Below are 15741 nucleotides of genomic sequence, written 5' to 3'. Positions count from 1 at the left end.
AGTCCTGACGTGCGGGTGCAGTGAAAAAGAAAAAGAAAGCTTCTGAATCTGTGCCTTAAAACTCGGTGAAAGTTGAGATCTTCGCCGGGATTTTTGACTTGCCCGAAACCCTTGACAGAGGCCCGCCCCATTACGGAAGCGGGTCTTTCGTTTTGTTGCTTTCGAACGAAGGCGAGGTGAACCGCAAATCCACAATCGGTGAAAAGGCAAAAACGGCACGCGGCGCGGGCAGCCGCCCGTCGATCTGGGCAAGCAGCGAAAAGGTCAGCCCGCCTCCTGCGCTGTCCCCGCCGATGATGATGTTTCGCGGCGCGTAGCCATTCGCGATCAATGCTTCATAGGTTGTGACACAATCGTCGAGCGCCGCCGGAAACGGATGTTCAGGTGCCTTGCGATAATCCGGAACGCAAATCCGCAGGCCGGTCAACCACGACAACCTTGCCAGCATTTTTCGATGGGTTTGCGGTGATCCCGCAACAAAGCCGCCGCCATGCAAATATAGAATGACCCTATCATTTGGCGCGGGGTGCGAAGCCGGGCGGGTTTCGATCCATAAAGCCTTGAGCGAGTTGCCCAACAGGGCGTCGCGATACCAAGCAAACGGTGGTGCATGAAACATCCAGTCCGCCACACGCTCTAGTTCACGCCGGGCTGGGCTGATGTCTTTCAAGTGTCGCAGGCGGGTTTTGACAAACAGACGCCCGCAAAGCTTGGCCGCTGTCAGTTGCCAGCTCACGCCCGGCGTGCCTCGATCGCCTGCCAGATTTTTTCGGCAATGTTCACACCGTCAAACCGCTCCAGTTCCTGAATGCCGGTCGGCGAGGTCACGTTGATTTCGGTCAGGTAGTCGCCGATCACGTCGATCCCGACGAATATCTGCCCTTTTTCGCGTAAGAGCGGTCCAATTGCAGCGCAAATCTCCAGGTCGCGTTCCGTCAGCCCGATCTTTTCAGGACGACCGCCCACATGCATGTTGGATCGGGTTTCGCCGGCGGCGGGCACACGGTTGATCGCGCCGACTGGCTCACCGTCCACAAGGATGATGCGCTTGTCGCCATTTGAAACGTCGGGCAGGAATTTCTGCGCAATCAACGGCTCGCGGTTGATACCCGCAAACAGCTCGTGAAGAGAGGCAAGGTTGCGGTCATTGGCGTCCAGCCGAAAGACCCCGGCCCCGCCATTTCCGTAAAGCGGTTTCAGGATGATGTCGCCATGCTTGGCTTTGAACGATTTCAACGTCGCGAAATCGCGCGCGATCATCGTCGGGGGCGTCAGGTCCGGGAACGCCAACACCAGCAGTTTTTCGGGATAGTTTCGCACCCAAAACGGATCGTTCACGACCAATGTGTCGGGGTGGATCATGTCCAGAATATGAGTGGTGGTGATGTAGCTCATGTCAAATGGCGGATCCTGCCGCAGCCAAACGACGTCGAAATCTTTCAGTTCAACATCTGTTTGTTCGCCCAGGGAGAAGTGATTTCCGTTCTCGCGGCGCACGGTCAAAGACCAGCCGCGGGCGCAAACCTTGCCTTCACGATAGCTCAGATGATCGGGCGTGTAGTAGAACAGCGAATGCCCACGCACCTGTGCCTCTTCCGCGATCCGAAACGTGCTGTCCGCATCAATGTCAACATGATTGATCGGATCCATTTGAATGGCGACTTTCAGCGACATGGCGCACTCCTGTTTTTGCTTCCCTTAAATGGGACAGCAGACGCCAATGCGCAATGGGCTTCAATAGGCCAATGCGTTTTCGATGATTTCGGTCACGCCTTGAGCATTGACCAGGGCAACGTCGAAGCGGCACGGCGTCATCTGGCCCTTCGGTTCGTTTTCAAGGTATTCGCAGGCCGTGGCATTTATGCGCTCAAGCTGTGCGGACGTGATCCTTTCAGCCGCGCGCAAGAAGTCGCGGGATTTTTTGACCTCGACAAATACCACCGTATCGCCATCGCGGGCGATCAGGTCAACCTCGCCATAAGTGCCACGCCAACGGCGCGCTTCCACCTTCTGCCCCCTGCGAAGGTAATCAGCCGCAACCGTTTCCTCGGCGGTCTGCCCGGACAGGTAGGAGACAAGACCGCTCATTCCTGCCGTCCAAGCTCAAGCGCCGCCTGATATACTTTGCGACGGGGCAGACCCAGTGCTTGTGCGACCGCATTAACGGCATCTTTCATCGACATATCTTCCATGGCCTTGGTCAACAAATCTTCCATCGCCCCTTCGTCTTGCACGTCGCCGGGCCGGTCGAGGACAAAGACGACTTCACCCTTGATCGGTTTCTCGGTCAGCATCTCCGCGAGTTCGGCCACGGTGCCACGCTTCACCTCTTCAAACTTCTTGGTCAGTTCACGACACACCGCCGCCTGCCGCATCTCCGCTCCAGACGAACACAATTCAGCTAACAATTTCTGAATTCGTTTGGCGCTTTCAAAGATGACAAGCGTGGTTGGCAAGGGCAACAACTCGGCAAGCCATGTTGCCCGCGCCCCTTTGGCCGCTGGCGGAAACCCGGCAAACAGAAATCGGTCTGTAGGCAACCCTGACAGGCTGAGCGCCGCAAGCGTTGCAGAAGCACCTGGAAGGGCAGTGACATAATACCCACCGTCGGACATTTCACGCGCAAGCGCATACCCGGGATCGGCAATCAGTGGGCTGCCCGCTTCACTGGCATACGCGACGGATTTGCCCGCAGCGATCAGCTTCACGATGCCCGCCCGTGCGGCGTCCCCGGAATGGTCGTGATAGGGAATGAGCTTGCGCCCATTCAGTGCGATGCCATGAATATCCATCAGCTTGCGCGTCGTGCGGGTATCTTCAGCCGCGATCACATCAACCGATGCCAGAACGTCCAAGGCCCTCAGCGTGATGTCGCGCGCGTTGCCGATGGGGGTCGCCACAAGATAGAAGCCCGGATCAAGCTGGGTGTTTTGGGGTTTCACACTGGACCTGTCGATTGTTGAGTCTATGATATGCCCGTCTGCATCGGCAGTTCGATGCCGTGCTTGGGAAAGGATTTTGGTATGTTCTCTGTTTTCGTCCGCACCCGCAAGGCGATCGGCTTGCTGCTTGCCACTTTAGGGCTGTCCGCGCTTGCCGCATGTGGCGTCCCCAGTCCTCAGGCCGGACAGAACATCAATCCCGGAAAGCCTGTGCCGGTGGCCCTTCTGGTGCCCGGCGGGTCTGGATCGGCCAATGATGCGAACCTTGCTGCATCACTTGAGAACGCCGCCCGCATGGCGATGGCAGAACTGTCTGGGGTCGAAATCGACCTGCGGGTTTACAACACGGGTGGAAGCCCGAATCAAGCGGGCGCAATGGCGACCAAAGCTGTGAACGACGGTGCAAAAATCATTCTGGGACCGGTCTTTGCCCAAAGTGCAAACGCTGCCGGTGTGGCAGTGTCACGGCGCAATGTGAATGTGTTGAGTTTCTCGAACAATACCGACATTGCCGGCGGCAACGTCTTTGTTCTGGGCAACACGTTCGAAAACGTCGCAAACCGCCTGGTGCGCTATGCTGCGCGCAGTGGCAAAGGCCGCATCATGGTCCTGCACGGCAATGATCCGGCCGAGGTTCAGGGCAGCAACGCCATCCGCGCAGCGATTGCGAATTCAAGCGCGACGCTCGCCGGGACTGCATCGTTCGATTTGACGCAAAATGGTATCATAAACGCGATGCCTGCGATTAGTTCAAAAGTCAAAAGTTCGGGCGCTCAGTCGGTATTCTTTACATCCGGCACGTCAGGCGCGTTGCCGTTCCTTGCCGGTCTTTTGCCGGAAAATGGCGTCGACCCGACCACCACCCAATTCATCGGATTGCAACGCTGGGATATCCCGTCAAACGCGCTGGCCCTGCCCGGCGTTCAGGGCGGATGGTTCGCCCTGCCCGACCCCGGATTGTCCAGCCGTTTTGCCAGCCGCTATCAGGCTCGATATGGCGCAGCACCGCACCCGATTGCCGGTCTTGCCTATGACGGCATCGCGGCCATCGGCGCGCTTGCGAAATCTGGTCGTGCAAATGCTTTGACAACGACCGCATTGACGCAATCGCAAGGGTTTGTAGGCGTTAACGGCATCTTCCGCCTGCGCCCCAACGGCACGAACGAGCGCGGGTTGGCGGTCGCTCAGGTTCGAAACAATCAGGTCGTCGTGATCGATCCTGCACCCAGAAGCTTCGGCGGTGCCGGGTTCTGAGCCAAACCGGGACGCATTCCCCCCGGTCCCCGATCTGATCTGTCCGTCGCGCGACATCTTTGATGGTGACGCGCTGTGGGCGGAATTGCAGCCCATATTCGAGGGCGCGCCTGACGCGGCAACGGTGCGAAATGCCACGGTGTCGTTGTTGCGCAATGCAATGAAGTCGGGCCGCACTGCCATTGCCTCTGCGCTGGCCGAACACCCGTTGGAGGCCTATCCGGCCATCGCCTCTTATGCCTTTCTGACGGATGGGATTGTCTCTCTCATATACCGGGTAGCCATTGAACGTTTGCACCCGCTTGCCAACCCTACCGCCTCGGAACGTATCGCGCTTTTGGCTGTGGGTGGCTATGGTCGGGCCGAAATGGCGCCCCAGTCCGATGTCGATCTGTTGTTCCTGACGCCGTACAAGATCACCCCTTGGGCCGAAAGCGTCATCGAAAGCATGCTGTATATGCTGTGGGATCTGCGGCTGAAAGTTGGCCATGCGTCTCGGACGATCGACGATTGCCTGCGTCTTGGCCATGATGATTTCACCATCCGCACCGCATTGCTGGAACAGCGTCACATCTGCGGAGATGCTGAACTGGCCCAGAAACTTGCCGATCAGCTTTGGAAGAAGCTGTTCAAGAACACGCTGGCCGAGTTCATCGAAGCCAAACTTGCCGAACGCGATGCCCGGCATGAAAAGCAGGGTGATCAGCGGTTTATGGTCGAACCCAATGTGAAGGAGGGCAAGGGCGGGTTGCGCGATCTGCAAACCCTGTTTTGGGTCGCCAAATACCAGCACCGAGTGAAGAAACCGCAGGACCTCGTCTTGAAAGGCGTGTTCACCGAAGATGAATACGAAACCTTCCGCGAAGCCGAGGAATTCCTTTGGGCTGTCCGCTGCCAGTTGCACCTTGTGACCAATCGACCTTCTGACCAACTGACATTCGATCTTCAGGTCGAGGTTGCGGATCGTCTTGGGTTCAAGGATACCGAAGGGCGGCGGGGGGTCGAACATTTCATGCAGGCCTATTTTCTTCACGCCACCCAGGTCGGCGACCTGACGCGCATCGTTCTGAGCGCGCTGGAAGCTGCGCAATTGAAAGAGGCTCCGGCGCTCTTGCGGCTGTTCAAGCGCCGCAAGCGCCTGAAACCGGGGTATAAAGAGAAGCACGGCCGTCTTGACGTGGTCAGTGACACCGCTTTCCTGTCCGACAAGTTGAACCTGCTTCGCCTGTTCGAAGAAGGCCTGCGCACCGGCATGCTGATCCACCCGGACGCCATGCGTCTGGTGTCCGCCAATCTTGATCTGATCGACGACGATATGCGCAACGACAAGGAAGCCAACCGGATTTTCCTTGGTCTTCTGTTGAAACACGGCAACCCGGAACGTGCGCTGCGCCGGATGAACGAGGTGGGCGTCTTGGCTGCCTTCATCCCCGAGTTCGAGCCGATCGTGGCGATGATGCAGTTCAACATGTACCACTCCTATACGGTGGATGAGCACACAATTCAGGTGATTTCGAACTTCGCGCAGATCGAACGGCGCGAGTTGGGGGACCAGCTTCCGATCTCGACCGAGATCCTGAATAGAGGCATCAACCGCAAAGTGCTTATGGTGGCAATGCTGCTGCATGATATCGGAAAAGGGCGACCGCAGGACCACTCCATTCTTGGCGCACAAATCGCCCGCAAAGTGGCCCCCCGACTTGGATTGAACGCCAAGGATAGCGCCACTGTTGAATGGCTTGTCCGCTATCACCTGCTGATGTCGGACATGGCGCAGAAACGCGACATTGCCGATCCACGCACGGTGCGGGATTTCGCAAAAGCTGTGAAAACCATGCGGCGGCTGGAGCTTCTGACAGTGCTGACAGTCTGTGACATACGCGGTGTGGGTCCGAACACTTGGAACAATTGGAAAGCCACACTGATCCGCACGCTTTACAACCAGACGCAACGCGCGTTGGAAGAGGGGATGGAGGATCTGAACCGCGCCACCCGCGGCACCGAGGCCAAACGCGCCCTGCGTCAGGAGTTGTCCGACTGGACCGCCAAAGACCTGCGGGCCGAGACCGCACGCCACTATGACAGTTATTGGCAGGGGCTGCATGTCACCGCGCACAAGGTCTTTGCCAAGCTCTTGCGTGACATCAAGGATGATGAGGTGCGGATCGACATCTACGAAGATGAAGAACGCGATGTGACACGTGTCTATTTCGCGCTCGCGGATCATCCGGGCATCTTCTCGCGCATCGCAGGTGCGCTGACGGCAGTGCGGGCCAATATCGTGGATGCGCGGACCTATACCTCGAAAGACGGGTATGCGACCGCCTGTTTCTGGGTGCAGGATTCAGACGGTCATCCGTTTGACGTGGCGCGCAAGGAACGCATTGAAAAGATGCTTCACCGCCTGCTCAGGGGCGAGGTCATCGCGACCGAGGCCAACGCCAACAGTGACAAGCTGAAAAAGCGCGAGCGTGTGTTCAAGGTGCCCACGCATATTACTTTCGACAATGACGGATCCGAGATTTATACCATCATCGAGGTCGATACACGCGACCGCCCCGGCCTGCTGCATGACCTGACAAGGACACTGGCGAATGCGAATATCTATATTGCGTCGGCCGTGATCGCCACCTATGGCGAACAGGTGGTGGATTCCTTCTACGTCAAGGACATGTTCGGATTGAAAATCATGGCCGAGCACAAGAAATTGCAGCTTGAAGCCAAACTGCGGCAGGCGATCGAGCAATCGGCCGAAAGGGCTACGGCGTAATGGCTTCCAGACTGGCGCGAGGCTTCATGACCGTGGGCGGCTGGACGATGGCCAGCCGAATCCTTGGCTTCGTGCGTGACATCATGATCGGCGCGTTTCTGGGATCATCGGCGGTTGCCGAGGCGTTTCTGATCGCGTTTTCCCTGCCCAACATGTTCCGTCGGTTCTTTGCCGAAGGCACGTTGAACGTCGCTTTCGTTCCGATGTTTTCCAAGAAGCACGAGGGCGGCGAAGGCGCGAAGGAGTTCGCGCGCGACGCCATGTCCGGTCTGGCCTTCATTCTGGTGATCTTCACTATAATCGCGCAAATCTTCATGCCCGCGCTGGTCTATGCCATGGCGTCCGGCTTTGCCGATGACAGCCGGTTCGACCTTGCCGTCACCTATGGGCGCATCGCATTTCCATATATCCTGTTCATATCAATGGCGGCTTTGCTGTCCGGCGTGCTGAACGCCACAGGCCGGTTCATGGCCGCAGCGGCGGCGCCGGTGCTTCTGAACGTGATTTTCATCGTGGCGATGTTTATCGCTGACAGCTTTGGCTATGACATCGGCAATGCCTTGGCCTGGACCGTTCCGGTTGCAGGTATTGCGCAAGTCGTGCTGGTCTGGGTGGCGGCAAGTCGGGCAGGCTATCGCCTTGTGCCGCGCAGGCCACACATGACGCCAGAGTTGAAACGCCTCTTCATCATCGCCGCCCCCGCCGCGCTTGCAGGTGGCGTGACGCAGATTAACCTGCTGGTGGGTCGTCAGGTGGCCAGCTTCTTCGACGGGGCGGTGGCGTGGCTTTACTATGCCGACCGGCTTTATCAACTGCCGCTGGGCGTCGTCGGCATCGCCATCGGGATCGTTCTGCTGCCCGAGTTGTCGCGCAACCTGCGGTCCGGGGACAATCTGGCTGGCCGCAATGCGCTCAGCCGTGCTGGCGAGTTGTCGCTGGCCCTGACCTTTCCGGCTGCGGTTGCCTTGATGGTGGTCCCGACCCAACTGATCGAAGTGCTGTTCCAGCGCGGTGCGTTTACGTCGGATGACACCGCGTCGACCGCTCTGGCCACGGCCATTTACGGGGCTGGGCTGCCCGCCTTCGTGCTGCAAAAGGTGCTGGCATCGGTCTATTTCGCGCGCGAAAACACCCGCACGCCGTTTCACTTCGCCATCGTCGGGATGATCGTCAATCTGGTGGTCGCTGTCGGGCTAAGTTATTGGATCGGCTTCATCGCTGCCGCCATCGGAACAACTGTAGCGGGCTGGGCGATCACGGGCCTGACATGGATCGGCGCGGCCCGGATGGGAGACGACACCAGGTTTGACGCGCGCTTTTGGCGACGCTTCTGGCGGCTGGCGGCGGCCAGTTGGACCATGGGCGCGGTGCTGTGGGTTCTGGTGCTCGTCATGGGCCCAATGTTCGGCATTCCCGGCCTGAAGATCGTGGCGCTTGTCATCCTGGTCGTTGGCGGGATCGTCACCTATGGTTGCCTGGGGCAACTGTTTGGTGCCTTCCGCCTGTCCGAGGTCAAAGGCGCTCTGCGCCGGGGCTGATATGCCTACCGCCTGCGCAACCGGGTCAGCACGTTTGACCACCCGCCGGGGCTGACGAGAAAAGACAGGCCAAAGCCAGTGACGAACCCTGCAATCTCTGACACCCAATTCAGACCTGCGCCAAACAGCAGCCCGAAAATCAACTGTAATCCCATCAAAAACGCGATAATACGGAAGGCGGAAAGCTGGTTGCCTCCGGTCGCGGCAAGATTGGTCCACAAAATGAACGTATAGGCCCCGATCAGCCCATAAACAGCGGGAAATCCGCCAAACAGAACTACCGGTGTGTCCCATACCATCCAATAGGCCAACGCCCCGCCGATCGAGGCACCGAAATACACCACCAGAAACGCGAGAGAAGAAAACACTTCGCCCACCATCTTGCCCAGCGCCAGTAAAAATACGAGCACAAACAGAAGGTGAGTGAAGCTCAGGTGTAGAAACGGATAGGTGAAAAACCGAGCAAGATCCGGCAGCGGAAAGCGCCCGTTTTCCACCATCCAGGCAAACAGGGGCTCGCGAAAGCCCCATTCCTCGATCATCGTGATGCGCCAGCCTGCGGCCTGTGGCCCACCAATGAAGCCTCGGCTGCCCGCAGCAAACACCAGTTCGATCCCGATCAGGAACACCGCCAACGCGATCACCACCGGCGGCAAAGGGTTCACGGGGCTTTCTTCGCGATAACTGCTCATAACTGGCTCTCCTTGGCCACTTCCATGCGGGCCTTTCTTGACGGCCTTTGCCCACATGGGTAAGCGACGGGAGGTAAGAAATCCAGACGGAGTGAAAACATGACCAATCACACGCCACGCGTCTTCTCAGGCGTCAAGCCTTCGGGCGGGCTGCAATTGGGCAACTACCTTGGTGCCATCAAGCGATTTGTGGACATGCAAGGGCAGGATTACGAGGCCATTTTTTGCGTCGTCGACCTGCACGCGATCACCGTCTGGCAAGACCCGAAAGAGCTGAAGGATGCCACCCGGGAAGTGACCGCGGGCTATCTGGCAGCAGGGATCGACCCGGCGAAATCTGTTCTTTTCAACCAAAGTCAGGTGCCCGCGCACGCCGAACTTGCATGGCTGTTCAACTGTGTCGCGCGCGTGGGCTGGATGAACCGCATGACACAGTTCAAGGACAAGGCTGGCAAGAACGCCGAGAAGGTGTCGCTGGGCCTGTACGCCTATCCTGCGCTGATGGCTGCCGACATTCTTCTGTATCACGCAACCCATGTGCCTGTGGGCGAGGATCAGAAGCAGCATGTCGAACTGACGCGCGACATTGCCGCCAAATTCAACCATGATTATGGGGCCGAAGGCTTTTTCCCCCTGCCCGAACCGATTATCGAAGGGCCGGCAACGCGCGTGATGAACCTGCGCGACGGATCAAAGAAGATGTCCAAGTCCGGTGAAAGCGACATGGAGCGGATCAACATGACCGATGACGCCGACACGATTGCCAAGAAGTTCAAGAAGGCGCGCACCGATCCGGAACCTTTGCCAGATACGCTTGAAGGTCTTGAGGGTCGCCCCGAGGCGCGGAACCTCGTGGATATCTATGCTGGACTGTCCGAAACCACGCCCGAAGCGGTCATCACCGAGTTTGCAGGGGCCGGCTGGGGCACGTTCAAGCCTGCCCTGGCCGATCTGGCTGTCGCAAAGCTGGGGCCAATTTCAGAAGAGATGGCGCGGCTGATGAATGACAAGGCCGAGATCGACCGCGTTCTGGCGCGGGGGGCTGAACGCGCCGAAGCCATCGCCCAGCCAATCCTGGATCAAACCTATGACATCATGGGGTTTCTGCGGTCGCGCCGGGGGTAAACGCGGGCGGCATCCACACTTGAAGGGCGCTGAACCACCTGCGCCCTTTCGCGTTCATGCCCTTTGGTGATCCGCGCAATTTCGGCTAGGCTGAAGGTTGACAGTCAAAGGGAGCGCGCGATGAAACGGAAAGAATATACTGGTCAAGACATCACCGTAAGTTTCGATCTTGGGCGTTGCATCCATTCGCGAAATTGCTTCCTGCAATTACCCAAGGTGTTTGACCCGGGCAATCGCCCATGGGTGCAGCCCGACCAAGCCGCCGCGGAAGAGGTCGCAGCGGTGATCCGCGCGTGCCCGTCTGGCGCATTGGCCTATCGGCGTTGTGATGGGCGGGACGAACAACCGCCGCAGATCAACCGTCTGGCGATCCTTGAAAACGGGCCGTTGGTTCTGGCGGGCGACATCTCGGTCGAGGGTGGCGAAACGCAAACACGTGTGGCCCTGTGCCGCTGCGGGCAATCGAAGAATAAACCCTATTGCGACAACAGCCACGTGGACGCGGGCTTCGCCACAACCGGTGAACCTGCACCAAAGACCCCGCCGGAAAAGGACGGGCAAGGGGGCGCAGTGAAGGTTGACAGGCAACCGGACGGTCCCCTGAAAATCGACGGGAATGTCGAGATGTGCACCGGAACCGGCAAGCGCATTGCCAAGCTGGGCATGGCATATCTGTGCCGCTGCGGACAATCGAAGAACAAGCCGTTCTGCGATGGCAGCCACAAGCAGGCTGGTTTCAAGGACACGCCGGGGTGACAAACTGGGATGACAAGCCGGGCAACTGACTGCGGGGCTTGAATTGTTATATCATAACACTATCTGTTCCTGCATGACACATATGCCAACCATAAGACAAAAGGCGCTCCCCGAAGACATGCGCCTGTTGCTTCGGGATTACCCACGCGAGGCGTGGCAGGATGACCCGAATTTCGCCGCGTCCATTCAGAACTGGATGGGGGCACATGTCATGTTTGGACAACTGGCCGAGTTGATCCGCCTGAACACAGAAGGGTATCTGGACAAACAGATCGCACCGGAAGATCACGCGCGGCGCCTGTCGCAGTATGGGAACCTGCTGGTGCGCAACCTGCATGGGCACCACCATTGGGAAGATCGCAAGCTCTTTCCAGAGCTATCCGCCGCCGACGCACGCTTCGACCACGGGTTGGACACGCTGGAGGCTGACCATGTCGTGCTGGACGATCTGCTGGATCGGTTCACCCGGCAAGCCAACCGGGTGGTGACACTGACCCAGATGGATGAATCACAAGCGCGCGAAGAAGCCCAACCGGTGCACGATATGACAGAAGTGCTTGAAGGTTTCCTGTCGCGCCATTTGACAGATGAAGAGGATTTGGTCGTGCCGATCCTGCTGCATCACAAATTGCGCGGGTAACACAGGTGTCTGCGTCCGCTGGCGCAGACACCCAATACGGAAGGAATGACATGTTCACGAAGGAGACCCTGGCCTTTCTAGGCGATCTCAAGGCCAACAACACACGCGACTGGTTCACCGAAAACAAAGCACACTATACCTTGCATGTGAAGGACGCGGCCAAAGTCTTCTGCGATGACCTCGCCTCACGGCTGGCGGCACGATATGGCACCGATGTCACTGCGAAGATGTTTCGTATCCACCGCGATCTGCGGTTTTCCAAGGACAAAACGCCCTTTAACGCCCATGTCCATATCGGGTTCGGCGACGCCGCGACGGGGGCGGCGTGGATGTTTGGCCTGCATCCCGATGAACTCAAGATCGGTTATGGCCTGTTTGCCTTTGACAAACAGCGGCTGGCACTATGGCGCGACGTTGTGGCAGGATCGGCGGGCGACAAGCTGACGGATCTGCTGGAAGATGCACGCCAAAACGGGCTGCGAATCTCGGAACCGGAGCTCAAACGCGTGCCATCCCCCAACCCTGCTGATCACCCCAACGCCACATTGCTGCGTCACAAGGGTCTCGCCGTTTGGCAGGACGCTTTTCATCTGGATCACGCCTTGGGTCACGACGCAGGGACCAAGATCGCCGACGCATTACGAGCCTTCGACCCACTGCGCAACTGGATGGTGGAACACCTGCCAGCCTGACGGCGCTCGATCTCTAGCGCTCAATACCCAGCTTCCGGCACAGTTTTGCCAGCGTTGCACGATCCACATCAGACCAATCGGCCTTGCGCGATTTGAACAAGGTGGCCTGGCTTTTGTGAACCGGTCCGCCCGACAGGATCTTCAGGTGGTTGGCCCGCAATGTCTCGCCGGTCGACGTGATGTCGGCCACCGCTTCGGCGGTTTCGTTCTTCACGGTGCCTTCGGTTGCGCCCTGACTGTCGACCAGTTGGTAATCGGCCACACCGTGATCGCGTAGATGATCACGGATCAAACGGTGATATTTGGTGGCAATCCGCAGACGAAATCCGTGCTTGGCACGGAAGGCCGCAGCCACCGCGTCCAGATCGTCCAGCGTGTTCACATCAACCCAGCATTTCGGCACGGCTATGATCAGATCGGCATGACCGAACCCCATCGGTGCAAGCTCGATCACTTTCTCATCCCACGCGCCCAGCTTTTCGCGCACGAGGTCGGACCCGGTGACGCCCAGATGAATGCGCCCCGCCGCCAACTCCCGCGGAACTTCACCGGCAGACAGAAGCACCAATTCGACGCCATCTATCCCACCAACGGCGGCTGCATATTCGCGATCGGACCCGGTGCGCGACAGCTCGATCCCTGCCGCCCCGAACCAATCAAAGGTCTTTTCCATCAACCGACCCTTCGAGGGTACGCCCAGCTTCACGGTCATTGCCCCGCCTCGCCTGTCAGGTCCAGCGTCAATTCGGGGCGGATCACGCCACCAACCGCCGGTATGTCACGCGCATCACCATTCTGGTTGCCCAACACACGCGTCAACGCATCATAGCGCCCGCCGGTCGCAACGGGGGGCAGATCGGGCCGAGCCTCGGCATAGAAACCAAAGACAAACCCATCGTAATACTCCATCGAGGTGCGGCCATAGCTGACTTCGAAATCGAGCGTTGCGACATCAACACCGCGCCGCGTCAAAGCCTCGGCACGCATTTCAAGACGGTCAACCGCCTGCGCAATCGCAGGCATGTCCACGGCGAGATCGCGCAGATGTTCCAATACATTGGCCGTCGTTTCACGCAATCCCAGCAAGTCATCCAGCAGCTCGACTTCTTGCGCCGAAATGGGTGGAGCGGCGGCATCTTCGCGCAGGGCCGCAATCCGCTCGGCAATCTCGGCACGCGAGCGTAATCCGATCTGCGGCGTCTTGCAGTTCATCGGCTCGGTCTGCGCCAAAAGCGCATCACGCCCTTCCGGCAAAGGCGCCCGCCCGGAGAACCGGTCCAGCAAGGCACGGAAGCGGCGGGGACGCCAGATGTGGCGCAGAAGGGCGGCCTTGCGACGCTCGGTCGTGCTCAGCCCGCGAACGGCGGCCAGCAGCAACCCCATGTCCCCGGTTGCGGCGCGCAGGTTCAGTGGTTCAAGAATCTCTTTCAGCAGCGCAAAAACCTCGGCATCCGCTTCAATCGGGGCGGCACGGTCAAAAACCTCATACCCCACCTGAAAATACTCGGACGCGCGATGCTTGGATTCGTCCTGTGCGCGAAACACCTCGCCCATATAGGCATAGCGCGCAGGTTCCGCCCCATCCGCCATGTGCATCTGCACCACAGGCACGGTGAAATCCGGGCGCAACATCGTCTCACCCAGATCAGGATCGTGGGTCACGAAGGCGCGCGCGCGTATGTCCTCGCCATAAAGGTCAAGAAGGGTCTCGGCGGGTTGCAGGATATCAGTTTCGACGACGCTTGCGCCGTGATTTTCGAAGAATTGCAGAAACCGCGCGGCCTCGATGCGGACGCGTGCCTTGTCAGCCATCATAACCCTCGACGATTTCGCGCACCTTGGCGACCATATCGGCGCGGTCGCATTCGAACTGGCTGGGGCGTTCTTTCCATTCCTCAAGCGTTGCGTTCTCGGCTATTTTTGCGCCCAACACCAAATCCTTGATTTGCACTTTTCCGGCTTCGAACTCGTCAGACCCCGCGATAATCGCGACGGGCGACCCTCGCTTATCTGCATATTTCAACTGATTGCCGAAATTCTTCGGATTGCCCAAATAGACCTCGGCCCGGATACCCGCTTGCCTCAACTCGCCCACCATCGCCTGATACTCAGCAAGCCGGGATTTATCCATCACGGTCACGACAACGGGACCAACAGTCTCGCCATCCATCCGCCCCTTGGCGCGCAAGGCCGCCAACAGGCGATCCACACCAATCGACACACCCGTCGCGGGCACGGCCTGACCAGTGAAACGCCTGACCAGATCATCATAGCGACCACCCCCGGCCACCGATCCGAACTGACGCGGGCGTCCCTTTTCGTCAAGGATTTCGAAAGTCAGTTCAGCCTCGAAGACCGGGCCGGTGTAATAGCCAAGACCACGCACGACCGAGGGGTCGATAACGATGCGGTCGGGGCCGTAGCCTTGGGCGGCCAACAGAGTTGCGATCTCGTTCAACTCGGTCACGCCTTCGGCGCCAATGGCGCTATCGCCCACGGCAGCGCGCAGGTTGGCCAGTGTCTTGTCCGCAGTTTTGCCTTTCGAGGTCAGGAACGCCAACACGGGTTCTGCCTGTTCCTCCGACAGCCCGACCCCATCGATATACGCGCCCGAAGCATCCAGACGACCATTGCCCAGAAGCTCGCGCACCCCGGCCTCACCAACTTTGTCAAACTTGTCGATGGTGCGCAGAACAGCATCGCGGGCGGGGCCTTCGTCAACGCCCATCACCTCCAATACACCATTCAAAACCTTGCGATTGTTCACCCGAACCACATAGTCGCCGCGTGGGATGCCGACGGTCTCCAACGTATCCGCCAGCAGCGCGCAAATCTCGGCATCCGCCGCCATGGATGCTGTGCCAACCGTATCCGCATCACACTGATAAAACTGGCGAAACCGCCCCGGACCGGGCTTTTCGTTGCGCCACACCGGCCCCATTGCATAACGGCGATACGGGGTGGGCAGATCGTTGCGATGCTGTGCATAAACGCGGGCCAAGGGCGCGGTCAGATCATAGCGCAGCGCGAGCCAACTGTCGTCGTCGTCTTGCCACGCGAACACACCCTCGTTCGGGCGATCCACATCCGGCAGGAACTTGCCCAGCGCCTCGACCGTTTCCACCGCCGAGCTTTCCAGCGCATCGAAGCCATAGCGATGATAAACCGCCGCGATCTGGTCGAGCATCCGTTTCCGCTCGTCCACCTCTGCGCCGAAATAGTCGCGAAACCCCTTGGGCGTGATCGCCTTGGGGCGGGGCTGTTTTTTCTGCTTGGCCATGACTGGTCCCGGTTCAATATGTATCGCGGGCGGTCTAGCGGATGGGGGCGTC

General features: G+C 58.9%; 15 protein-coding genes. 7 read left to right on the top strand and 8 right to left on the bottom strand.

Features of this window, described 5'->3' with window-relative positions:
* Positions 1-130 precede the first annotated feature (130 nt).
* Genes AC13C8_RS19670 through rsmI form a run of 4 tightly spaced genes read right to left on the bottom strand, consistent with a single transcriptional unit; the run spans position 131 to position 2942 of the window.
* Positions 131-736, bottom strand: coding sequence for an alpha/beta hydrolase fold domain-containing protein (locus AC13C8_RS19670; RefSeq protein WP_482848787.1), 606 nt, complete (start codon positions 734-736; stop codon positions 131-133).
* The gene (gshB, locus tag AC13C8_RS19665; protein ID WP_482848786.1) at positions 733-1674 is read right to left on the bottom strand and encodes a glutathione synthase; all 942 of its coding nucleotides are present in this window, start codon (positions 1672-1674) and stop codon (positions 733-735) included. Before gshB ends, AC13C8_RS19670 begins: the two co-directional genes overlap by 4 nt.
* Positions 1675-1734: 60 nt before the next feature.
* The gene (locus AC13C8_RS19660; protein WP_482848785.1) at positions 1735-2088 is read right to left on the bottom strand and encodes a YraN family protein; all 354 of its coding nucleotides are present in this window, start codon (positions 2086-2088) and stop codon (positions 1735-1737) included.
* Positions 2085-2942 (bottom strand): 16S rRNA (cytidine(1402)-2'-O)-methyltransferase, encoded by an 858-nt coding sequence (gene rsmI / locus AC13C8_RS19655; RefSeq protein WP_482848784.1) that lies wholly within the window; start codon positions 2940-2942, stop codon positions 2085-2087. The genes AC13C8_RS19660 and rsmI overlap by 4 nt, the downstream gene beginning before the upstream one ends.
* An 81-nt stretch (positions 2943-3023) precedes the next feature.
* On the opposite strand from rsmI, the gene AC13C8_RS19650 reads away from it, so the two are divergent.
* The 3 genes from AC13C8_RS19650 to murJ are packed head-to-tail and all read left to right on the top strand — an operon-like array spanning position 3024 to position 8504.
* Positions 3024-4196 carry a penicillin-binding protein activator gene (locus AC13C8_RS19650; RefSeq protein WP_091432630.1) on the top strand — a complete coding sequence of 391 codons (1173 nt, stop codon included), beginning with the start codon at positions 3024-3026 and terminating at the stop codon, positions 4194-4196.
* Positions 4183-6966: a [protein-PII] uridylyltransferase gene (locus AC13C8_RS19645; RefSeq protein ID WP_177179353.1), complete on the top strand. Its 2784-nt coding sequence runs from the start codon at positions 4183-4185 to the stop codon at positions 6964-6966. Before AC13C8_RS19650 ends, AC13C8_RS19645 begins: the two co-directional genes overlap by 14 nt.
* Positions 6966-8504, top strand: a complete 1539-nt coding sequence (gene murJ / locus AC13C8_RS19640; protein ID WP_091431470.1) for a murein biosynthesis integral membrane protein MurJ — start codon at positions 6966-6968, stop codon at positions 8502-8504. The genes AC13C8_RS19645 and murJ overlap by 1 nt, the downstream gene beginning before the upstream one ends.
* 5 nt (positions 8505-8509) lie before the next feature.
* Here murJ and AC13C8_RS19635 read toward each other — a convergent pair whose 3' ends face one another.
* Positions 8510-9196, bottom strand: a complete 687-nt coding sequence (locus AC13C8_RS19635) for a rhomboid family intramembrane serine protease (protein WP_091432632.1) — start codon at positions 9194-9196, stop codon at positions 8510-8512.
* A gap of 99 nt (positions 9197-9295) precedes the next feature.
* Between AC13C8_RS19635 and trpS the strand changes: the two genes are divergently transcribed.
* The 4 genes from trpS to AC13C8_RS19615 all read left to right on the top strand — a co-directional run bounded on the left by trpS (position 9296) and on the right by AC13C8_RS19615 (position 12409).
* The gene (trpS, locus tag AC13C8_RS19630) at positions 9296-10321 is read left to right on the top strand and encodes a tryptophan--tRNA ligase (RefSeq protein WP_482848783.1); all 1026 of its coding nucleotides are present in this window, start codon (positions 9296-9298) and stop codon (positions 10319-10321) included.
* Positions 10322-10441: 120 nt separating this feature from the next.
* Positions 10442-11077, top strand: a complete 636-nt coding sequence (locus AC13C8_RS19625; protein WP_482848782.1) for a CDGSH iron-sulfur domain-containing protein — start codon at positions 10442-10444, stop codon at positions 11075-11077.
* A 73-nt stretch (positions 11078-11150) separates the two neighbouring features.
* The gene (locus AC13C8_RS19620; protein ID WP_482848781.1) at positions 11151-11717 is read left to right on the top strand and encodes a hemerythrin domain-containing protein; all 567 of its coding nucleotides are present in this window, start codon (positions 11151-11153) and stop codon (positions 11715-11717) included.
* A gap of 50 nt (positions 11718-11767) precedes the next feature.
* The gene (locus AC13C8_RS19615; protein WP_482848780.1) at positions 11768-12409 is read left to right on the top strand and encodes a TIGR02453 family protein; all 642 of its coding nucleotides are present in this window, start codon (positions 11768-11770) and stop codon (positions 12407-12409) included.
* A 13-nt stretch (positions 12410-12422) separates the two neighbouring features.
* On the opposite strand, the gene hisG is transcribed toward AC13C8_RS19615, so the two are convergent.
* From hisG to hisS, 3 genes are read right to left on the bottom strand one after another with little or no spacing between them, the layout of a single operon-like run.
* A complete protein-coding gene (gene hisG / locus AC13C8_RS19610; RefSeq protein WP_091431479.1) occupies positions 12423-13121 on the bottom strand; it encodes an ATP phosphoribosyltransferase in 699 nt (232 codons plus the stop codon).
* Positions 13118-14221: an ATP phosphoribosyltransferase regulatory subunit gene (locus tag AC13C8_RS19605; RefSeq protein ID WP_091432635.1), complete on the bottom strand. Its 1104-nt coding sequence runs from the start codon at positions 14219-14221 to the stop codon at positions 13118-13120. Before AC13C8_RS19605 ends, hisG begins: the two co-directional genes overlap by 4 nt.
* Positions 14214-15689: a histidine--tRNA ligase gene (gene hisS, locus AC13C8_RS19600; protein ID WP_482848779.1), complete on the bottom strand. Its 1476-nt coding sequence runs from the start codon at positions 15687-15689 to the stop codon at positions 14214-14216. Before hisS ends, AC13C8_RS19605 begins: the two co-directional genes overlap by 8 nt.
* Positions 15690-15741: the final 52 nt, after the last annotated feature.

The organism is Aliiroseovarius sp. B-4 (assembly GCF_056857795.1).
The sequence above is the reverse complement of the archived record's forward strand: the minus strand, read 5'-3'. Positions and strand labels throughout refer to the sequence as shown.